This is a genomic window from Rufibacter psychrotolerans (assembly GCF_016924645.1).
Taxonomy (GTDB): Bacteria; Bacteroidota; Bacteroidia; order Cytophagales; family Hymenobacteraceae; genus Nibribacter; species Nibribacter psychrotolerans.
Genome location: NZ_JAFFJV010000014.1, coordinates 1 through 21,427 on the forward strand (window position 1 = coordinate 1; position 21,427 = coordinate 21,427).

General features: G+C 56.4%; 18 protein-coding genes. 11 read left to right on the forward strand and 7 right to left on the reverse strand.

Annotated features, from left to right (window positions below; all coding sequences use genetic code 11):
• Positions 1 to 91: 91 nt before the first annotated feature.
• A complete protein-coding gene (locus JT718_RS13615; protein WP_205503263.1) occupies positions 92 to 808 on the reverse strand; it encodes a class I SAM-dependent methyltransferase in 717 nt (238 codons plus the stop codon).
• Between the two features lie 241 nt (positions 809 to 1,049).
• Between JT718_RS13615 and JT718_RS13620 the strand changes: the two genes are divergently transcribed.
• The 8 genes from JT718_RS13620 (at position 1,050) to JT718_RS13655 (ending at position 9,064) form a co-directional block, all read left to right on the forward strand.
• On the forward strand, positions 1,050 to 2,261 hold the full coding sequence (locus JT718_RS13620) for a GAF domain-containing sensor histidine kinase (RefSeq protein WP_205503264.1): 1,212 nt from the start codon (positions 1,050 to 1,052) through the stop codon (positions 2,259 to 2,261).
• 92 nt (positions 2,262 to 2,353) lie between these two features.
• Complete coding sequence (locus tag JT718_RS13625; protein ID WP_205503265.1) at positions 2,354 to 3,856, forward strand: sensor histidine kinase; 1,503 nt, start codon at positions 2,354 to 2,356, stop codon at positions 3,854 to 3,856.
• 2 nt (positions 3,857 to 3,858) lie between these two features.
• Positions 3,859 to 4,572 (forward strand): sensor histidine kinase, encoded by a 714-nt coding sequence (locus JT718_RS13630; protein WP_205503266.1) that lies wholly within the window; start codon positions 3,859 to 3,861, stop codon positions 4,570 to 4,572.
• Between the two features lie 99 nt (positions 4,573 to 4,671).
• On the forward strand, positions 4,672 to 5,085 hold the full coding sequence (locus JT718_RS13635; protein ID WP_205503267.1) for a response regulator: 414 nt from the start codon (positions 4,672 to 4,674) through the stop codon (positions 5,083 to 5,085).
• Positions 5,086 to 5,146: 61 nt separating this feature from the next.
• On the forward strand, positions 5,147 to 5,575 hold the full coding sequence (locus JT718_RS13640) for a response regulator (protein ID WP_205503268.1): 429 nt from the start codon (positions 5,147 to 5,149) through the stop codon (positions 5,573 to 5,575).
• Positions 5,576 to 5,591: 16 nt separating this feature from the next.
• Complete coding sequence (locus JT718_RS13645) at positions 5,592 to 7,907, forward strand: hybrid sensor histidine kinase/response regulator (RefSeq protein WP_205503269.1); 2,316 nt, start codon at positions 5,592 to 5,594, stop codon at positions 7,905 to 7,907.
• 73 nt (positions 7,908 to 7,980) lie between these two features.
• Entirely contained in the window at positions 7,981 to 8,502 is a 522-nt protein-coding gene (locus JT718_RS13650; RefSeq protein ID WP_205503270.1) for a DinB family protein, read from the forward strand.
• A gap of 76 nt (positions 8,503 to 8,578) precedes the next feature.
• Positions 8,579 to 9,064 (forward strand): nucleoside deaminase, encoded by a 486-nt coding sequence (locus JT718_RS13655; protein WP_205503271.1) that lies wholly within the window; start codon positions 8,579 to 8,581, stop codon positions 9,062 to 9,064.
• Between the two features lie 275 nt (positions 9,065 to 9,339).
• Here JT718_RS13655 and JT718_RS13660 read toward each other — a convergent pair whose 3' ends face one another.
• Positions 9,340 to 10,689, reverse strand: a complete 1,350-nt coding sequence (locus JT718_RS13660; RefSeq protein WP_205503272.1) for a family 8 glycosyl hydrolase — start codon at positions 10,687 to 10,689, stop codon at positions 9,340 to 9,342.
• A gap of 396 nt (positions 10,690 to 11,085) precedes the next feature.
• Positions 11,086 to 12,423: a signal recognition particle protein gene (ffh, locus tag JT718_RS13665; RefSeq protein WP_205503273.1), complete on the reverse strand. Its 1,338-nt coding sequence runs from the start codon at positions 12,421 to 12,423 to the stop codon at positions 11,086 to 11,088.
• A 220-nt stretch (positions 12,424 to 12,643) separates the two neighbouring features.
• Between ffh and JT718_RS13670 the strand changes: the two genes are divergently transcribed.
• From JT718_RS13670 to JT718_RS13680, 3 genes are all read left to right on the forward strand, one after another.
• Positions 12,644 to 13,963, forward strand: coding sequence for a glycosyltransferase family 4 protein (locus JT718_RS13670; RefSeq protein WP_240337092.1), 1,320 nt, complete (start codon positions 12,644 to 12,646; stop codon positions 13,961 to 13,963).
• Between the two features lie 79 nt (positions 13,964 to 14,042).
• Entirely contained in the window at positions 14,043 to 15,362 is a 1,320-nt protein-coding gene (locus JT718_RS13675; protein ID WP_205503274.1) for a polysaccharide deacetylase family protein, read from the forward strand.
• Positions 15,363 to 15,491: 129 nt separating this feature from the next.
• Complete coding sequence (locus tag JT718_RS13680) at positions 15,492 to 16,991, forward strand: lipopolysaccharide biosynthesis protein (RefSeq protein ID WP_205503275.1); 1,500 nt, start codon at positions 15,492 to 15,494, stop codon at positions 16,989 to 16,991.
• A gap of 147 nt (positions 16,992 to 17,138) precedes the next feature.
• Here JT718_RS13680 and JT718_RS13685 read toward each other — a convergent pair whose 3' ends face one another.
• From JT718_RS13685 to JT718_RS13700, 4 genes are all read right to left on the reverse strand, one after another.
• Entirely contained in the window at positions 17,139 to 18,203 is a 1,065-nt protein-coding gene (locus tag JT718_RS13685) for a glycosyltransferase family 4 protein (RefSeq protein WP_205503276.1), read from the reverse strand.
• Positions 18,204 to 18,223: 20 nt separating this feature from the next.
• Positions 18,224 to 18,910: a class I SAM-dependent methyltransferase gene (locus JT718_RS13690; RefSeq protein WP_205503277.1), complete on the reverse strand. Its 687-nt coding sequence runs from the start codon at positions 18,908 to 18,910 to the stop codon at positions 18,224 to 18,226.
• Positions 18,911 to 19,023: 113 nt separating this feature from the next.
• Positions 19,024 to 20,046, reverse strand: coding sequence for a Gfo/Idh/MocA family protein (locus JT718_RS13695; RefSeq protein WP_205503278.1), 1,023 nt, complete (start codon positions 20,044 to 20,046; stop codon positions 19,024 to 19,026).
• Between the two features lie 137 nt (positions 20,047 to 20,183).
• A complete protein-coding gene (locus JT718_RS13700) occupies positions 20,184 to 21,314 on the reverse strand; it encodes a DegT/DnrJ/EryC1/StrS family aminotransferase (protein WP_205503279.1) in 1,131 nt (376 codons plus the stop codon).
• Positions 21,315 to 21,427: the final 113 nt, after the last annotated feature.

A 21,427-nucleotide genomic window follows, 5' to 3' on the forward strand; every position in this document is an offset into this window, starting at 1 on the left:
CCCCCCCCACACCCCCCCCCGGGCCCCTTGGGGGTGTTTCTCCCCCCCAAACCCCCCCCACCCGGGACCGGTGCTTTTTTATCGCGGCGGCTTAGGCCAGGGTCAGGCGGGCAATGTAGTGGTCGTCTTCTTCCTGCAACAGGAGTTCGGCGTGGTAACCGGCTTCCTCTGCGTATTGCTGCAGCAGGTCAAAGCTGATGAACAGCCAGGGGAACGGGGCACTTCTCTCCCCTGCAAACTCCATCATGTAGGTCAGTTCGCCGTAATAGGCCCCGTTCAGGTCCAGGAGCACCGAGCCGTCTTCGTCTTCGTACAGGTACAGGATATCAGAAGATTCCAGCAGGATCTGGCCACCGGGCGCCAACCATTTTTTGCAGGTTTCCAGAAAAAGGGGCAGTTTTTCCAGGGTGCCGGCCAGGCCGATGCCGTTCATGAGGAGCAGCAGCGTGTCATGAGGCTGGGCGGGCAGCATAAAGAAATTGCCCTGCAGCACCTGTTGTACACCCCTGGCCTTCTGCACCCGGCATGCCCGCGCCGAGATCTCCAGGGCAGTGACCTCCAGGCCTCTTTCCTGCAGGGCCAGGGCGTGGGAACCGGCTCCGGCCCCAATATCCAGCACCCGGCCTCTGGCGTGGGATAAGGCAAACTGCTCGCGTTCGGGCATCTGCTCCAACCGCCGGAACAGGTAGGCGGCAGGCAGTTCATCGGCTTCCATCTGGTCTGAGTACACCACCAGGGTAGCGTCCTTGTTTCCTTCCCAGTAGGCCTCAATGGCGGCTCCCATGGGGTCTGGCTGATTCTGATTCATACAAACAGGGCTTTCGGCGCAAAGGTACACATTCTACAGGGCTTGGAAATCTATTTATTCGGGGCGGGGCCAACCTGCTTCTTGCCAGAAATAGGAATCTATCGAGGATTACCGCCCGTTCATCGAAATCCCCCAAGCTTGTGATATGATTTATTGAATTTTGAACCGGACCAGACTACTCCTGCTGCCGGGCAGGAAAGGCCGGTTTCCCCATGAAGGTGTGTCCCTTACCCGAACTCACGTGATAGAAGAAAGCCAAATAGCAGCTGAAGCCAGGCGGGTGGAGTGCCTGGCCGCTTACCAGATCATGGACACGCCCCCCGAGCCAGCCTTTGACAGCCTGGTACAACTGACGGCCCAGGTCTTCAAGGTTCCGGTGGTGCTGCTCTCTTTCCTGGATACGCACCGGCAATGGATAAAAGCGGCTTACGGCACCCAACTCACCCACCTGGCCAGGGCTCATTCGTTCTGCCACCACACCATCCAGGGCAACGAAGTTTTTGAAGTGCAGGACACGTCCCACCCCCAGGCTCCGGGCCCCGCCCCTGCCTGCGACCAGCCTTACCGGTTCTACGCCGGGGCGCCCCTCATCACCAGCAGTGGCCACAGGATAGGTACCCTCTGGCTCCTGGACCTCGTTCCCCGCTCCCTCACTCCGCAGGAGCGAACCATGCTCCAGACCCTGGCCGACCAGGTCATGCCCCGCTTGGAACTGCAGGTGCGGGAGCAGGAACTGGAGCAGAAAACCCGGCGTACCCAGGCCTTTTCGCAAAAGCTGGACCGGTACCGCGCAGAACTGGACCAGATTGCGTACGCGGTGTCGCATGAACTGAAATCCCCCTTGCGGGCCATCCACAACCTGGCCGAGTGGGTGGCAGAGGAACTGGAGGACAGCGCTTCCCATGAGATCAAAGGCAAACTGGGCCTTATGCGCCACCGGGTGCACCGCCTGGAGAACCTCTTCAACGGCTTGCTGGAACTGTCGGCGGTCAGTAAAAGCCAGCAGGCCGAGGCCGAGCAGGTAGACACGCGCCAGCTGGTACAGCGCATAGGCGCCCATCTGCAGAAATCCCACGCCTTTACGCTTACAGTCAGCGGGGCCATGCCCACGCTCTTTACCCAGAAGAAACCGCTGGAGGCCGTATTCCTGCACCTGCTGAAGAACGCGGTGCACCACAATACTAAACCTGGCCTGCACCTGGAGGTGGGCTGCGAAACCCCGGCCGGAGCGCCACCGCAATTCTACGTGCGGGACAATGGCAAGGGCATTCCGGCGGAGTACCACCAACGCATTTTTGACCTGTTTAAAACCGTTCACCCCGCCACCCGGCAGGCGCATACCGGCATTGGCCTTACCCTGGTACGCAAGATGGTAGAGGAGAGAGATGCCCGGGTGTGGGTTGCCTCCGCGGAGAATCAAGGCGCCACGTTTTATTTTACCTGGAATGCATGACCCGGCGCTTGTAAATATTACCAAGATACGGCACCTTTATCTTTGCGTAACCAACCCGTCACTCCGGAGCCTCCTGCGGGAGGCAAACACCTATGAAGTTAATTACCGCCATCTACACCGCCATTGGTCTGATCCTGGCCATGTTCTGCATTGTGACCATGAGCTACCTGCAGCAAACCCAGACCGTTGAGAAAAGTGTAGAAGACGTACTGTATACCACCAACATTATCCGGGAAAGTGAGCGCGCGCAAAAGCTGCTGGTAGACATGGAAACCGGCCTGCGCGGTTACCTGCTCACCGGCCGCCAAGGCTTCCTGGAGCCCTACCATGAGGGGCAGCACCAGTTTTTCCAGAGCATTGCCCGGCTAGACTCCCTCACCCAGATCTACCCCAACCAGAACAAGTTGGTGCACCTCATCAGGGATGATGCCCGCGCCTGGCTCAAGACCTTCGCGGTGCCGCTCATTGAGAGCCGGGCAGCGGTACACCGTAGCCGGGTAAACCGGGCCTACTATGATTCGCTGTTCTACAACACCGTGCAGCAGGGCAGCGGTAAAAGAATCACCGACCAGGCCCGTGACCGCTTTGACCTGATCAAGCTGGAGGAGGAGAAGACCAAGGCCGCCCGGGTAAAGGAACTTTACTCCTCGCTCACCAGAACCAATGAGATTGCGGTTGGCCTCACGGTCTTGTCTATCCTGGCCGGGGGCTTCATGGCGTTTCTGGTGGGCCGTACCATAAAACGGCGCTTCCAGCGGATGAACAACCTGGCCAACAGCATTGCCCAGGGCGATTACAGCGTTTCTTTGGTAGACAACCGGCACGATGAGATCAGCAGCCTGACCCAGTCGCTGAACGTGATGGCCGAAAAACTGCAGAACAGCTTCACCCACCTCACCAAGGTAAACAAAGAGCTGGACCAGTTTGCCTACGTGGTCTCGCACGACCTCAAGGCCCCCCTGCGCGCCATCAACAACCTGGCCGAGTGGATTGCCGAGGACCTGAAAACCGATGACCCCGAGATCCTCAAGAATTTTGCCATCCTCCGGGGCAGGGTGCAGCGCATGGAAAACCTGATCAACGGCATTCTGGACTATTCCAGGGTGGGCCGGCAGACCTTGCCCATGAGTTCGTTTTCGGTGCAGGAACTGCTCAAGGAAACCCTGGAGAACCTGGCCCCGCCGGCCACCTTTAAGGTAGTTACCCCTACCCCGCTGCCCACCATCACCGGGGAGCGCACCCTCTTCTACCAGGTGCTGGCCAACCTGCTGAGCAATGCGTTCAAATACCACCACACCCAGGAAGGCCGCGTGGAAGTGCGGGCCCTGGAAACCGCGGACGCTTACCAGTTTGAGGTAAAGGATGACGGCCCGGGCATCCCCAAGGAATACCAAAGTAAGATCTTCGGGATTTTCCAGACCATGGAAGCCCGGGACGTGAAAGAAAGCACCGGCGTGGGCCTGTCTATTGTCAAGAAGATTGTGGAAGAAAAGGGCGGCCGCATCTGGGTAGAGTCAGAGAAAGGCCAGGGCACCTCGTTCTTCTTCACCTGGCCTAAAAAACCGGTCAAGACCACACATTCATTCGCCAGATAACCATGCAGAACCAAGACCACTCCTGTCAGCAGCAACTGGAAGCGCTCAGGAAAGAGTATGAGGAGTTTGTGTACATTGTCTCCCATGACCTTAAGGCCCCCTTGCGGGCCATCAGCAACCTGTCCGGCTGGATCAAGGAAGATGCCGGCAGTCAGCTGGATGAAGAGACCCAGCACAACCTGGAACTGCTCCAGAACCGGGCCGAGCGCATGGAGCGCATGCTCAACGGGCTATTGCTTTTTTCCCGCGCCACCCGCCAGGACCTGGACGTACGGGAGGTAAACGTGCACGACCTGGTACAGGACCTGGCCCTGCCCTACCAGCAGGAACGCGGCCTGCGGCTGCACCTGCACAACCTGCCGGTCTTCACCACCTACGCCAAAAAGTTAGAGACGGTGCTCCACCATCTGCTGCAGAATGCCGTAAAGTTCAACGAGCAGGAACAGCCTGAGGTCTGGCTGGAGGCCCGGGAGCAGGAAGAAAGCTACCTGTTCACGGTGCGGGACAACGGCGTGGGCATTCCACCCGATGCTCAGGAAAAGGTGTTCAAGATCTTTTTCTCGGTACAATCCAGAGACCAGCAGGAAAACGTAGGCGTTGGGTTATCCATCATCCGCAAGATCATCCAGTTTGTAGGCGGCACCCTCCACCTCCACTCAGAGGTGGGGCAAGGCGCCACGTTTTCGTTTACCTGGCCCAAGACCGTTTCGGCTTAAACCAAGGGCCCTAAGGGCAATTTTCAGAGTAACCGCGGAGGCGCTTTCGGCAACTCCGCTTGTTTAAAGTTTTACCGCCTAGCTGGCATTTACCCTACCATGGAAGAAAAGGAAGTAAGCATTCTACTGGTTGAAGATGACGAAGTAGATATCATGAACGTGCAGCGCGCGTTCAAAAAGAACAACATCACCAACCCGCTGTACATCGCCCATAATGGCCTGGAGGCCCTGGAACTGCTCAGGTCTGGCTCTGTTCCCATGCCGCCCATCATCATCCTGGACATCAACATGCCCAGAATGAATGGCATTGAGTTTCTGCAGGAACTCCGCAAAGACCCCGCCCTCACCCGGATCAGCGTGTTTGTGATGACCACCTCCAACGAAGACAGCGACAAGATCAACGCCTATAACCTCAACGTGGCCGGCTACATCCTTAAGCCGCTTTCCTTTGAGAAGTTTCTCTCGGCGGTGGCTACCCTCAACCGGTACTGGAAATTATGCGAGCGGCCGTAGTTCTGCAGAAAATTTCGTATGTTTAGGTTCCCCTACCTGAATCCTTACAAATTTTACGGTTTTGAAAAGCAAGCAAGCGCACATCCTGCTGGTGATAGACAACCCGCAGGATGTAGACAAAACAAAACGTGCATTTCAGGCGCAGGGAATAGAGAACCCTATTCATGTGGCCGGCAACGGAAAGGTAGCCCTGGATCTGCTGCAAGGCAGGGGAAGGCCTGCCCTGCAGCCCACGCCCCAGATTATCCTGCTGGACCTGGACCTGCCCGAGATGGGCGGCCTTGATTTCCTGAAGGAGCTCCGGCAGGACCCGCACCTGAAGGCCTGCAGCGTGTTTGTGATCAGCAGCCAGAACCGGCAGAATGACATTCTGGACGCGTACAACCTCAACGTGGCGGGCTTCATTGTAAAACCGCTGCAGTATGACTCTTTTCTGGACACCATTGCCACCCTTGATTCTTTCTGGAATTTGATTGAACTCCCCAATTAATCCCCCTTTTCCCCCCATGGAGCCGGCAGTTAAGCTACTGATTGTTGACGATGACGAGGTAGACCGCATGATCATTAAACGGTCTCTGCGCACGGCCAACGTGGAGGCCACCATCAAGATCGCCACCCTGGGGGCCGAGGCCCTGGAGATCCTGGGCCAGGAACCGTTTGATTTTATCTTCATTGACTTCATGCTGCCCGACATGAACGGGCTGGAGTTGCTGCAGCAGATCAGGGAAAGGGGCATTAGCACGCCCGTGCAGATTGTAACCTCGCAGGGCGATGAGCGCATTGCCGTAGAGGCCATCAAGACCGGGGCCTCAGACTACCTGCCCAAAACCTTGCTCACCCCCGAGGGCATTTCCCAGAGCATCAGGACGGCCATCAGGCTGCACAAGATTGAGCAGGAGCGGCTGCAGACGCAGGAACAACTGGCGGGCACCCAGAAGCAGCTGGAAACCGTGATCAACGGCGCACCCATTATCCTGTGGGCCGCCGACCAGAACGGCCAGGTGACCATGGCCCGCGGCCGGGGATTGTCGCTCATCGGCAAGGGAGAGGCGCAGTCGGTGGGGGCGTCTATCTTTGACATTTACGGCGAGTACCCCACCATCATGGAAAGTGTGCGGCAGACCCTGCAGGGCGAGCAGGCCAAGTGCACCGTGAACATCCAGGGCGTCTGGTTCGACTGCCTCTTCTTCCCCCTGTTGCAGCCCAACGGGAAAGTATCGGGCATGATTGGGGTGTGCTATGACATCACTGAGCGTATCTTAATTGAGGAAGAGCTTAAAAAAGCCAAGGACGAGGCCCTGAGCATGGCCCAGGTGAAGGAGCAGTTCCTGGCCAACATGAGCCACGAAATCAGGACGCCCATGAACGGCATTCTGGGTTTAACCGAGGTTTTGGCCAAAACACCCCTGAATCAGCACCAGAAGGAATTCCTGCAGGGCATCCACACCTCGGCCAACAACCTCATGGTGATCATCAATGACCTGCTGGACTTCTCCAAGATTGAGGCCGGCAAGATTACCTTTGAGATCATCCCCTTTGACCTGCGGCAGCTGGTGAAGCAACTGCTGGACATTCTGGAGATCAGGGCCAGGGAACGGAAGAACACGCTCAAGCTGCTCTTTGACGCCGATATCCCGCCCCTGCTGGAGGGCGACCCCTTCCGGCTCAGCCAGATCCTGAACAACCTGCTGGGCAACGCCATCAAGTTCACCGAGAACGGCGCCGTGCGCCTGAACGTGGAGGTAGTGGCCCAGGAAGAAGACCAACTGCGGCTGGAGTTCACTGTGCAGGACACGGGCATCGGTATTCCGGCCGAGAAGCTGGACACCATCTTTGAGAAGTTCACCCAGGGCAGCAGCGATACCACCCGCAAGTTTGGGGGCACCGGGCTGGGCCTGTCCATTGCCAAGGAACTGGTAGAGGCGCAGGGCGGCACCATTCACGTGGAGAGCGAGACGGGCAAGGGCAGCGCCTTCCGTTTTGTGCTTCCTTTCCGGAAAATAGGCGAAAAACAAGACCAAGCCGCGGCCGCCTGCCTGCCTGCACAGCCGCACACGCACGCGTTGCGGCACGCCCGGGTGTTGCTGGTGGAAGACAACGCCATCAACCAGATGCTGGTGAAGAAGGTCCTGTACGACCATGCCGTGGAGGTAACGGTGGCCAGCAACGGGCGCGAAGCCCTGGAGGTGCTCACCCAGCAGTCGTTTGACCTGATTCTGATGGACATGCAGATGCCCGAGATGGACGGGTACGAGGCCATGCAGCACATTCGGCAGGAGATGCCCGCCCTGAAGGACATTCCCATCATTGCCCTGACGGCCCACGCCTCGCAGGGAGAAACCGCCAAATGCCTGGCCGCCGGGGCTACCTCCTTCCTGTCAAAGCCGTTCAAAGCCGATGACCTGGTGCAGGCCATTGGCAGCCTGCTCCAGAAAAAACCTACGGCCCCGGAGCCTGGCCCTGCGGTGGAGATTGACCTAACCTACCTGGAGAACTTCGCCAACGGCAACGTGGAGTTCATGCAAGACATCCTGCAGTTGTTCATAGAGCAAACGCCGGGGTTGGTGCAGGAAATGGCCCGCGCGGTTTCCCTAGGGAACTGGCCCGAAACCCGCACCATCGCCCACAAGATCAAGCCTTCGCTGTCGCTGGTGGGCATCAAACCCCTGGAAGACCTGAACGCCACCATTGAGCAAGCTGCGTTGTACCGCACCAACACCGAGCAGCTGCCGGCCCTGGTGCAGCAACTGGTGACGCTGGTGGGCCACTCCATCAAACAGCTGAAGAAAGAGCTCGCCCACCTGCAGGTAAAGCAAACCTAGAGAGTGCCCTTGTTTTTGGCTGATTTTGGGAGAAATTGCCCCGAAACTTCTTTTCACCCTTATCCATTGGAGCATGCAGCACGCCTTACAACCCCTGTTTGACCAGCTGGAACGGCAACGGCTGGAGTTTTGCGCCTGGGTGGAAAACGTTCCCAGAGCCCGGCAACACCAGTCCCCGGCCCCGGCCCAATGGTCGGCGGCGCAGGTGCTCTACCACCTGGCCCTGGTAGACAAACAGGTGCTCACCAGCCTGCAGAAAAAGCTGAACAGCGGCAAACCCTTGCGGCCCCTGCGGTGGCAGACGCGCCTCAAGTCATTTCTGCTGAACCTGGTGCTGCGGTTGCCGCTCAAGCTCAAGGCCCCGGCCGCACTACCTCCGGTTCCGGCCGACGTCTCGGTGGAGGAAGTGGTGCGGGAGTGGCAGGCCACCCGCGCCCAGCTCCGGCAGGTACTCGCCAACTATCCCGCCGAGCAACTCAACCGCGAGGTTTTCTTCCATCCGCGCGCGGGCATGCTCACCATGCCGCAGACACTCCGGTTTATGGCCGCGCATACAGAGCACCACCGCCCGCAGCTAAAACGGCTTCTTTCTTAGCCCTCCTTTCTTATCTTTGCAGCCCTTTTGCCGTAAGAAAGGACGTTTTGTGTTTTTATATTACCCCCTCCCACTCATGTCAGATTCTACCTCCGCCAAAGAAAACTTTATGCGCGAAGCCATTCGCCTGTCTATTGATAAAATGAAAGAAGGCAAGGGCGGTCCTTTTGGGGCCGTTGTGGTGAAAGACGGCCAGATCATTGCCCGGGGCTTCAACAACGTGACCTCCAGCCATGACCCCACCGCCCACGCCGAAGTAGACGCCATCCGGAAAGCCTGCCAGGCCCTGGGCACCTTTCAGCTGACCGGCTGCGAGCTGTACACCAGCTGCGAACCCTGCCCCATGTGCCTAGGCGCCATCTACTGGGCCCGCCCCGACAAGGTTTACTACGGCAACACCAAGGCCGACGCCGCCGCCATTGGCTTTGACGATGCCTTCATCTACGAAGAGTTGGAGAAACCCATGCACAGCCGCGAGTTGCCCATGGAGCAACTGCTGCACCAGGAGGCGCTGGAAGGCTTCAAAGAATGGGAAAAGCTGGAAGGCCGGACCGAGTATTAGTGGCTAGTGGCTAGTTAATAGTTGTTAGTTATTAGTTGCTAGTTGATAGTTGTTAGTGTTTCTAGCTGTCAGAAGTTGAGCTCCTTAGTGGGGTTCTCAGGATTACAGACCTTGTTTTAAAGAAACTGGCGCGAGTCTCCGGACTCGTGCCTCCAGATGCCGGGTAGTCCGGAGACTACCGGTCAAACACACCTAGCCAGCACCATTCCCGTTTTTAAGCCATTTTCCAGAAAACAGCCCGAAATCCAATCAGGAAAATACGCCTGAAACGGGGCTTACCGGGGCGGGTAAATCTTGAACTCCCCGCTGCAATGCAGCAGGCTCATGAGGTACAGCAAGCCGCCGTAGTAGCGCTCCCCCTCATTCTGCGGCACGGGCAGGTTCCAGAGTTCTTCCACAAACTCCCTGGCAACCGGATGGGTGGCCGCCAGGCTGGCCACGGCGTTGGTGGAGACCAACCCGGCCGAGTGGCTCGGGTTCACCAATTTCCCGTCTAAGGTGTAGATGTTGCCGTACTGCTTGATGCCCTGCCCGGCGAAGAAGGCCTGGATGCGGTTGCTGAGTTCAGGCTCGCGGGGGTCTTTCCGCCACCAGGCCCAGTCTACGCTCCAGTTCATGGCCGTGCGCCAGGAGTCGTAGGCAAAAAGGTGCGAGTTGGGGTTGAACGGCGTAGTGACGGGCTTGCCGTCAAAGTGGGCGTAATCGGGCGCCAGGCCGGTGGCCGGGTGCGTGGTCTTCTGGAAAAAGGCCCGGCTGGTATCGGCGGCGGCGGCCCAGAAGCTGCGGTCCTGCTGCGGTCCCCACTGGGCCCAGAGTTCGTAGAAAGCGGGCAGGTGGTAAGACGGATCGGTGAACCGGCGGCCCTGGTTGGTGGGCACAAACACGATCATCTTGTGCTGCTCGTTCACCATGGGGCCTGACGTCTGCGGCCCGAATTTGGTGGTGCCCGAGGTCTCCAGGTGGTGGCGCATGGTGGTCAGGATCTTGTCGGCCCAGGCGCGGTAGTGGTAGATGCCTTCCCCGTTGCCCCAGCGCCCCGAGGCAAAGTAAAGCGCCGTCACGAAATACTCCTCCCCGTCGGGCGCGGGCCCTTCTGAGTTCCTGGTGCCGTCGGGCTTCACCGACCAGGCGAAGTACCCTTCGGAGGGGTGGCCCGGCTGGTCCAGGTACATGTGCGTGAGGGCGTAGTTCCAGAGGGCGTCAAACTCGGCCTTTTGGTCCAGCTGCACGGCAATCATCATCCCGTACGACATGCCCTCGCTGCGCACGTCTTTGTTGTACACGTCATAGATGTAGGCCAGCGGCCCCCGCTCGTTCTTGCCTGCCGCCAGGTAAATGGCCTGGGTAGCCGAATCGCCGTGAAATAACTGTTGGTAGGCTTTGTCTATCCGGGCCCTGACCTGCAGGTCAGAATGGCCGTTCTCCTGGAAGAGGTTGCGGTACTGCCCGGTGGCATAGGCGCCTTTGCCCAGCGCTGCCTTCATTTCTTGGCTGGACTTGGTGCCGACTGCCTGCGGACTACAGGACCACAAACTGGTACCCAAGGTAATGATGGCGGCTAGGAAAAAGGCGCTCACGGAGCCTTTCCACCGGGAACGAAAGCTGGAAATAAGGTTGGCCTGCATAGTTTAGCTGAGCGGGTTTGAACAGGATGCTGAGCGGAGCATTGTAATTGAAAGTTACACTTATTTTCTACGAAGCGTACCTACCACAAAAGAAATTGGGCGCCCCCTCTTCCTGCTTCATCGGCTATAAACTCTACTAAAAGGCCTTTTCAGTTTGCCCACAAGATTGCAGGATGACAGGAAAGCGGATGGTTCAGAAATTTAAGAGGAGTTTGAGCACTGTATAAAATGGCCAACCCAGCAATTTATGCAGCACAAGTCGCGCATGCCTTTTACCCCTACTTTCCTGAAAATAGCGCCAAAACAGAAAGGCCCGAACCAATACGGCTCAGGCCTTTCTATTTACTTACGTTGGCTGATTTTCTAACAACCAACAACTAAACATTCATTACTAAACTACCGGCGGCCCATCATGCTGCCCAGCTTGGCCAGGCCACCTTTGGTGCCAGCCATTTTGTTCATGCTGCGCATCATCTTGCGCATGTCGTTGAACTGCTTCATGAGGTTGTTCACCTGCTGGATGTTGGTGCCGGAGCCTTTGGCGATACGGTTACGGCGGCTGCCGCTGATGATGTCTGGGTTCTGGCGCTCTTCCTTGGTCATGGATTTGATGATGGCCTCAATGGGTTTAAAGGCGGTCTCGTCAATCTCCACGTCTTTCAGCATTTTGCTCACGCCCGGGATCATGCCCACCAGGTCTTTGATATCCCCCATGCGCTTGATCTGCTCCAGTTGGCTCAGGAAGTCGTCAAAGTTGAACTGGTTCTTGCGGATGTTCTTGTTGATCCGCTTGGCTTCTTCCTCGTCAAAGGTCTGCTGCGCGCGCTCCACCAGGGAGATCACGTCGCCCATACCCAGGATACGCTGGGCCATCCGGTCTGGGTAGAACAGGTCCAGCGCTTCCATTTTCTCACCGGTGGAGATAAACTTGATAGGCTTCTCTACCACGGCTCTGATGGAAAGGGCGGCCCCCCCGCGGGAGTCACCGTCCAGCTTGGTCAGCACCACGCCGTCAAAGTCAATGCGGTCGTTGAAGGTTTTGGCGGTGTTCACGGCATCCTGGCCGGTCATGGAGTCTACCACAAACAGGGTCTCGGTGGGCTTGATGGCCTCCTTAATGTTGTAGATCTCCTGCATCATGGCCTCGTCCACGGCCAGACGGCCGGCGGTGTCAATGATGACTACTTTCTTGCCGGTTTTCTTGGCGTGGTCCACGGCGTTCTTAGCAATCTGCACCGGGTCCTTCGACTCGCGCTCGGCGTAGAACTCCACGCCCACCTGCTCGGCCAGTACGTTCAGCTGATCAATGGCGGCGGGGCGGTACACGTCACAGGCGGCTACCATCACGCCTTTTCCTTGTTTTTTCAGGAAATTGGCCAGTTTACCGGTGAAGGTGGTTTTACCAGATCCCTGCAGACCGGCAATGAGCACAATGGCGGGTGAGCCGTTGATATTGATGTCTTTCTTCTCGCCGCCCATGAGCTCAGTGAGCTCCTCGTGCACGATCTTTACCATCAGCTGGCCCGGCGAAACCGCAATCAGTACATCGCGGCCCATGGCTTCGTCCTTGATCTTGTCGGTCACGGTCTTGGCCACCTTGTAGTTCACGTCGGCGTCTACCAGGGCGCGGCGCACTTCCTTGATGGTCTGGGCAACGTTGATCTCGGTGATGCTGCCCTGGCCTTTCAGGGTCTTGAAGGCGCGGTCCAGCTTGGTACTTAAATTCTCAAACATGTGTAGTATATGACTGAGTTAGGTAATTCTCAATAGATGTTACAGACAAAAATAAGCAGAATTTGCGGAAGTTCACCATCTTTTAGGCGCGGGTACGTATATTCGGACGTAACTCTGCAACGGAGGTCCGCAAATCTGTTTTGGGCCTGTTTTCCGTAAAACAACCCAGAAACGGTTTCCGTTCGCTCCAGAAGATCTATTACCTGAACCAAAGAAGCTTTTGAAATCAGCAGGCCCACTTTCTCTCCAAGATGCTTTACTGATTACCTATTACTGGCCGCCCTCTGGCGGGGCCGGGGTGCAGCGCTGCCTCAAGTTTGTGAAGCACCTGCCCGAGTTTGGCGTGCAACCCACCGTGATCACCGTAGATGCGCAGCAGGCCTCTTACCCGGTGCTGGACCAGACCCTGCTGGCCGAGGTGCCCGACGGGGTGCGCGTGATCCGGACGGCTACCCGCGAGCCGTTTGAGTTTTACAAGAAAATCACCGGCAAGAAAGACATTCCGTTCGGCGGCTTCGCCAATACCGGCCAGGAAACCTGGAAGCAGAAGCTGTTCAAGTTCCTGCGAGGCAACCTGTTCATCCCAGACCCGCGCGTGGGCTGGAACCGCTACGCCTTTGCGGCCGCCAAAAAGGTAATTCAGCAGCAGCAGATCAAGGCCGTGGTCACGTCTAGCCCGCCCCACTCCACCCAACTAGTGGGCCTGAAGCTGAAGAAGCAGTTTGGGCTGAAGTGGATTGCCGACATGCGCGACCCCTGGACCGACATTTACTACTACCAGGACCTGAACCACACCGCCCTGGCCCAGAAACTGGACGCCCGGTACGAGCGCGAGGTGCTGGAGCAAGCCGATGCCGTGGTGGTGGTGTCTGAGGACATGAAGCGCCTCTTCTTGAACAAGTCTGTCTCGGTTGACCCCAAGAAGATCCACGTGATTCCCAACGGGTACGATGAGGCCGATTTCACGCATCCCTCCACCCCTTCTACCGAAGAATTTGTGATCACTTACACGGGCACCATCACCGAGGCCTATAACGTGGAGGGCTTTTTTCAGGCCTTGTGCGAAACCATGACCCGCAACCCCCTGCTGCGCTACCGGCTCCGGTTTGTGGGCAAGGTGTCTGCCGAGATCAAGCGCCAGATTGAGAATGCCGGCCTGCCCCTCATCACCGAGTACATTGACTACGTGCCGCACGATGCGTCCATCAAGTACCTCATGGCTAGCACCGTGCTGTTCATGGCCATTCCAGACGTGCCCAACAACTTCGGCATTTTGACGGGCAAGCTGTTTGAGTACCTGGCCGCCAACAAACCCATCATCTGCGTGGGCCCCATCAACGGCGACGCCGATAAGATCCTGGACGAATGCGGGGCCGGGCGCGTGTTCCACTACTCAGGCTTTGAGCTCATGCTGGACTACCTCATGCAGCTGAGCAAAACCTGGAAGATCAACCCCAACCTGGATCTGCCCATCATCAACTACACGCAATACTCGCGCCGCTCCCTCACCGAGCAGCTGGCCAAGCTGATTGTGCAGTAGCCGACCTGTTTAGGGGCCTTTTTCCCGAAATTGGCCCCTAAACAGATACCACCACCCAAGATTGGAGCGTTCTGAACCCGTGAGCAGCCTAGCAGATTACGTACTCTTCCATTTCCGGCGCCTCTACCACCTGCCCTCCCCCCTGGAGGTAAGCTACGGAGTAGACCACCAGAGCCGAATTCAGATCACGTCCACCGCCAGCACCTTCTTTGAGCGGCAGCAACCCAAACCCGTGCAGGTAGTCTGGAAAGAATGGCAAGGCCACCCCCTGCCGCTTTTCTTTGACGAGAACACAGACCAACCTTGGTTCAGCCAGAATGCGCAAGGGCACGTGGTGGTGCACTATGATTTGGTGGCCTCGGCGTTTTACCTTTTGAGCAGCTGGCAGGAGTTTTACGGCCCGGAGCGTGATCCATTTGGCCGGTATCCTTACAAAGCCTCACAACAGGCGCGGCACCGGTTCATCACCAAACCGTTGGTCAATTATTACCTGGAGATCCTGAAAGAGGCGGTGGAACGGGCGTATGGGCAGGAGATTTTGCCCCGGCTTTGGAACGGCAAGCCCTTTGCCGCGTGCCTCACCCATGACATTGACTATTGCCAGAGTGCCTGGAAAGTGGCCGGCAAACCGGCCCTGCAGAAAGGAAATCTGGGTTTGTTCTTCAGGCTGGCCCAACAAAAGTTTACCGGCGAGGACGCCTGGTTTAACCTGCCGCAGGTGGAAGCGGAACTAGCGAAACTTTCCGCCAAAGGCACTTTCTTCTTCCTGCCCGAGGCCGCTCCCTACGAGGGCCATCCCAACGCCGATTATGAAGTTACCTCGCCCAAGATCCGGCAGGAGCTACTGCGGCTCTCCGCGGCGGGGCACGAGATTGCCCTGCATGGCAGCCACGGCACCGGCACCCAGGCCCGCCGACTGCAAGCCGAACGGGAAAAGCTGCCTCCCCCCATTCAGGGGAACCGCTTCCATTACTTGAGGTTTGATCCGGTGAAAACCCCACACCTGTTGCAGGAGCTGGGTTTCACCTATGACAGCACCCTGGGTTTCTCAGAGCATTACGGTTTCCGGAACAGCTTCTGCCACCCGTTCCGGCTGTTTGATTTCAAGTCCCGCCAGATGTCAACGGTCTGGGAAATGCCGCTGAACCTGATGGACGTGACCCTTAACCACCCCAGGTACCTGCAACTCACGCCTTCGGAGGTCATGCCCGCCATCACGCCCATGCTGGAAGAGATCATCCGGTTTCATGGTGTTTTTACCCTGCTGTGGCACAACGAGAACTTCACACCGTACGGCATGGCCGGCGGCTTGCAGCTGTTCCAGGATATCACCCAGTTTCTGAAGAACCGCCAGGCTAATTTCTTCACCATTTCCGAGGCGCTGAAGCAACTAGACTGAAACCGGTACTTCGGCATTTTTCGGGCACATAGCATAACCCAAGGCAGAAGCTGTTAATTTCGCGTTTCGGGCCGAGGCGGTTTCATGCCTTCTTTCCGGAAAATCGCCCCAAAACGCCGCACGCACTCCATGGATGTCATCCGCAAGCAGAGTTACCTGAACACCATCATCTCCACCGTGGGCATGGTAGTAGGGTATCTGAATACCGTTTTAGTTCTTCCTTATTTCCTCGCCGATCCGGACAAAGTGGGGCTTACCCGTTTCCTGCTGAGCGTTTCGCCGGTGTTCGCGCAGTTTGCTGCGCTGGGCTTCACCAACACCAGCGCCCGGTTCTTCCCTTACTTCCGCGACCGAGATAAACAGCACAACGGTTTCCTGTTCCTCATGCTGGCTATTCCCATGCTGGGGTTTGCGGTGGTCACGGTGCTGTTTCTGCTGCTGAAACCGGCGGTGTTTGACTTGTACCGGGTTACCTCTCCGCTGGCGGTAGACTATTACTACTATATTATTCCGCTCAGCTTTTTCACGCTCCTGTTTCTGTTGCTGGATGCCTACCTGCGGTCACTCTACAAAACCATTGTGCAGACCTTTCTGCAGGATTTCCTGGTGCGGGTGCTCACCATGGCCTGCGCCGCGCTCTTTTACTGGGGCGTGATTGACTTCCAGTGGTTCGTGATCCTGTTTATTGCCGCCAACTCCAGTACCGCCCTTATCTGCATTGTTTACCTGCTGTGGCTCAGGCAGTTTTTTGTGCGCCCCGGGCGGAACATGTTCCAGATTGTGCCCATCAAGGAAGTGGTGCAGTACGGCCTGTATGCGTTCCTGGGCAATATTTCCGGCACCATCATCGCCTTCACCGATACAGCCATGATCATGGCTTACCGTGGTTTGTCTGATGTGGCCTACTACACCACCGGTTACTTCATCACCAGCGCCATTCTGGTGCCGTACCGCTCCATGAACAAGATCCTGAGTCCGCAAGTGGCTGATCTGTTCAAGCAGAAAGACATGCCTGCCTTGGCCAGGCTTTACAAGAACATGACGCGCGTGAACCTGCTTATTGGCTTGCTGCTGTTCCTGGGCATCTGGTGTAACGTGGACAATATCTTTGCCTTAATGCCGCCTGAGTACAGCGCCGGCCGGTACGTGATTCTGTTCATGGGCATCGCCCGTATCTTTGAACTGGCCACCGGCCTGAACGCCATGATCCTGGTGACTTCCCACAAATACCGCTACGACCTGATTTTGAACATCCTGATGGTGGCCTTGGTCATTTTCACCAATTACCTGCTCATCCCGCCCTACGGCATCAGCGGAGCGGCGTTCGCCTCCATGCTGGTGTTCATCTTTATCAACATCTTCCGGGTGGCGTTTGTGGGCTATTTTTTCAAAATGCAGCCTTTTGGGTGGGACTCACTACTGCTTCTGCTGATTGCCGGAGCCGCCTACCTGGCTTCCTGGCTGCTACCCAGAATGGACGTGCTGTTGCTGGACATAGCCGTGCGGTCTGCGTTGATCACCGCCGTGTACGGAGGCCTGGCTATCGGGCTGAAAGTCTCTCCGGAGCTGAACAATGGCATTAAGAAGACACTGCTGCGCTTTGGCTTAACTAAGACAAATAGGCTATAGTTAGTTCTGCCCTCGCTCGCCTCCGGCGAGTGTGAGTTACCTGCGGCCTCTGGCCGCTTCTTACATTTTGAAGAGCAGAAATCAATACTATCGGCCAAGGTAAGCTACCACTCGCCAAAGTGGAGCGAGGAACGTATCCAATTTAGCTTAAAGGCTTTTCAATAAAAGCAGCAACTCCTGCTCTCTTCTTTCCTCAGGATAGTTTTCGGCTATAATTGTGCGGGCCTGTTGTCCCAACTCCCGGAGATTGGTGGCCGTCATAGCCTGCCGAACCACCTGCTCCAGCATTTCAACCTTCCGCTCTTTCAGCACCAAGCCGCTGCTGCCAATCAGGTCGGGCATGGCGGCAACCTGGCTTACTATCGGTACGCAGCCACACAGCATACCCTCACTTAAGGCGTTCGGGAAGCCTTCTGACATGGAAAGCTGCATGTAAAACGTGTGGGCACTGTAAATGCCTTTCAAATCAGCCAAGGGCATCTTGGGAAGCAGCTTCACGTTGGCCGCTTGGTTGGGGAATTTGAAACCGTCTGGCGCTCCTACAATGGTGAACGTAGCCTCCGGTACCAGCTGCGCCACTTCCAGAATCAGATCCACGCCTTTCAGCCGCTGGGTGAAGCGCATGTTCAGACCCGCGCAGACCGTCAGGAAAGAATCGGGCTGCCTCACCACTGATGGGTCTGGCTGCCAGAACGAGGCATCATAACCGTTGTATACCACCGTATGCGGCGTTTTCAGGTTTGGGCAATGGAACCGGAATCCCTGGTGCGGAAAATCGTTGGCTTGGTAGGTATAGTCCTGCCAGACCAGCTTTTCGTGCACCGGCGCAATGTGCGCAGCCAACTGGTAAGACCAGCGGGCAAACCTCCCCAGAATTGGATTGGTGAACACCCCGTAACCGATGCTGGGAAAGGACACGCAGTCGGTGCCACCGGCCACAATGAGGCAGGGTTTACGGGCTATTTTCCCAAAAAGAGCCGGAAAAAAGGAATGGTACCCGGCAAACATGACCACCAGGGCTTTGGCTTGCCAGATGTGACGCAATAAAAAGAAAAACTGCCCCAACCACACCAAAGGTGTCTGCCATTTCTTAGAGGGCAGAAAACCCTGGTGGCGTACCTCATACTGTTGTTCCATCAGGCGCAAGTCTTTCACCACGAAGGAAGATTGGGCCGGATAGAAATAAAGCAGAACGGGTTTACGCGCGGACATGGAAAAACAGGCTTAAAACGCTACAGCCACTTGGAGGACAGATCCTGCAACTTGAGGTCTACTTTAGACTTGGGCTGCACCTTCTCCGGCACCAGGCGTTGCTTCAAAATGATCCACTGGTAATCTTCTACCTGCGAGAACAAGGAGTAGCTTTCCAGTTTGTGCAGGTACAGTCCGGCCGCGTACGTGTTGCGCAGGAGTTCATCGGTATGGATGGGCTGGTCAATTACCTGCAGTAACTCCGGCTGATGCTCGCGCACCCAGGTCAGGTACAACGGATGCGGAATGTTGATGGCCACCACCGAGTTCTTGTGCAGATGGCGGGAAATCACCTGAAACAAGTTGGGGTGTTGCTCCAGCGGAATATGCTCAATCACATCGGGGAGCACTACAAAATCAAACTTCTCCGGCCGGTTGAAATCGGTCATATCGGTCACGCCAAACTCCACGTGGTTGAACTGCTGGTTGAAGCGGCGGGCCATCTCAATACTCTTCGGGCTGATGTCTACGGCCAGCACTTTCCCCTGTGGCGTGGCTTTGGCCAGCAGGTGCGTCACCGTGCCGATGCCGCAGCCAATCTCCAGCACTTTGGAATCAGCCTTGAGGCCCGCTTCCTTCAGGTTCTTCAGGATGGTCCGGTGCCGGATGTGGATGCCCTTCTTGAACTGCTGCTCGGTATAGTCGTCGTAAAAATCAGAAACGCTCATACTTTTAATTAGGAATTAAGAATTGGGAATTAGGAATCAATTTAAGAAGGTCAGAAAAGAATTTGAGAAGATGCTTATCCTAAGCTCTCACCCAAATTCTTAATTCCTCATTCCTAATTCTTAATTCCTTTTAAGGCGTAAATGCGCTCAATGATCTCCACCACTTTGAGACCCTCCAGGGCGTTGGTGGTGGCGAAGGTCTTTCCTTTCAACGTGTCAATCACATTCTCAAAGATGAAGTGGTGGTTGGCGGCGCTGCCTTTGTAGTGGCCGTAATCGTTGGCGGGGCTGCTGGGCGGAAGTTCGGGCATCACGTAATCCTGCACGTGGCAATACTCCACCTCGTTCATGTACTGGCCTCCTACTTTGATGCTGCCCTTGTCGCCTATGATAGTCATGCTGCTCTCCAGGTTCGTGTCCCATACAGCGGTGGAATAGTTGAGCGTACCGGCGCCACCGTTCATGAAGTCAAAGTGGATAAGGCCGCTGTCCTCGAAATCGGTGAGGTGCTGGTGGTTGAAATCCATGAACCGGCCGCTGATGTTCTTGATGTCCCCGAAGAGCCAGTACATAATGTCAATGAAGTGGCTGAACTGGGTGAACAGCGTGCCTCCGTCCAATGCCTGGTTGCCTTTCCAGGTGCCAGGCTTGTAGTAGCGATCGTCCCGGTTCCAGTAGCAGTTGATCTGCACCAGGAAAATCTGTCCAAGGCGCTTCTCCATGATCATCTCTTTGAGCCACAGGGAAGGTGGGCTGTACCGGTTCTGCATCACGCAGAAGACCAGTTTAGACGTCTGCAGAGATTTGTAAATGATGCGCTCACAATCGGCTTTACTCAACGCCATGGGTTTTTCGCAGACCACATGGCAGCCGTTCTCCAGGGCCAGCATGGCCTGCTCGGCATGGAACCCGTTGGGCGTACACACGCAGATGACATCGGCTTTAGGGCCGGTGGCCAGGTATTCTTCCATGCTGGTAAAAAAAGGCACCCCGAAAGGCTCCACTTCATCCAAACGGGCCGGATCGGAATCCACCATGGCTACCAATTCTCCCTCAGGGTGACGCTGCACCATGGTGGCGTGGCGCTTACCAATGTGGCCTGCGCCTATTACGGCAAACTTTATCTTTTCTGACATCTAGTGTCCTGTATGCGTTTTAGCCTTGCTTTCTGAAAATCAACTCAGAAACAAGAAGTCTTCTATTCTTTAATTATCTCGGTGTTTTCTCTGATACTTCGCCCTTGTTGGTGTTATCACCAACAAGCACAACTACTTCACCCCTGGAAAAAGCTGACCACCGCTTCCGCGATGTAGGTCTGCTGTTCCTCGGTAAGCTCCGTGTGCATGGGCAGGGAAATCACTTTGCCACAGAGTTCCTCTGAAACCGGGAAATCGCCGGCTTTGTAGCCCAGATACGCGTAGGCCTCGTGCAGGTGCAACGGCACCGGGTAGTAGACCATGCTGGGGATTCCCTTTTCCTGCAGATAGGCTTTTAGGGCATCGCGTTTATCGGCGGGAACCTGCAGGGTGTATTGGTGAAACACGTGGCTGCTGTACGGTGCCAGGGTCGGGATTTTGGTCTGCTCCACTTCCGCGAAATGCGCGTCGTACGCCGCCGCCGCTTTCTGCCGACGCAAGATAAAATCATCCAGTTGGGTTAGTTTCACGTCCAGCAAAGCAGCCTGCAAAGTATCTAACCGGGAGTTGACGCCTACGCGGGAGTAATGGTATTTCTTGTGCTGCCCGTGGTTGGCAATCTGCTGCAAAGTGGTGGCCAGTTCCTCATCCTGGGTGAAAATGGCCCCGCCATCGCCCATGCAGCCCAGGTTCTTGGACGGGAAAAACGACGTGGTCCCGATGTGCCCGATGGTGCCGGCAAACGAGGTTCCGCCCTCGGCGTCCACGTACTGCGCCCCAATGGCCTGGGCGTTGTCTTCAATCACGAACAGTTCCTGCGCAATAGCCAGGTCCATGATCTCCTCCATAGGCGCGCATTGCCCGAACAGGTGCACCGGCATAATGGCTACCGTTTTCTCGGTGACAGCTGCCCTGGCTTTGGCCGGATCAATACAAAAGGTATCTGGCAGCACGTCTACAAACACTGGTTTAAGGCCCAGCAAGGCAATCACCTCGGCGGTAGCCACGTAGTTGAAAGCGGGCACAATCACCTCTCCCCCGGCGGGCAGATCCAAGGCCATTAAAGCAATCTGCAGGGCATCGGTGCCGTTGGCGCAGGGAATCACGTGGTTGACTTGTAGGTACTGAGCCAGGTTCTGGGCGAAGGTTTTCACCTGGGGTCCGTTGATGAAGGCGGTGCTGTCTACCACGGCTTGCATGGCGGCATCTATCTGCGGTTTCAGGCGCTGGTACTGACCTTTCAGGTCTACCATCTGGAGTTGGTTCATGGAAACAATCGAAAAGACAAATATAGGTTTTGTGCGGGGAACCCTATGCACGTTCATCGGGAATATTCCCTGACGCCGCTTGCCCACCAATTCAACCCATTTCACCGTATAGT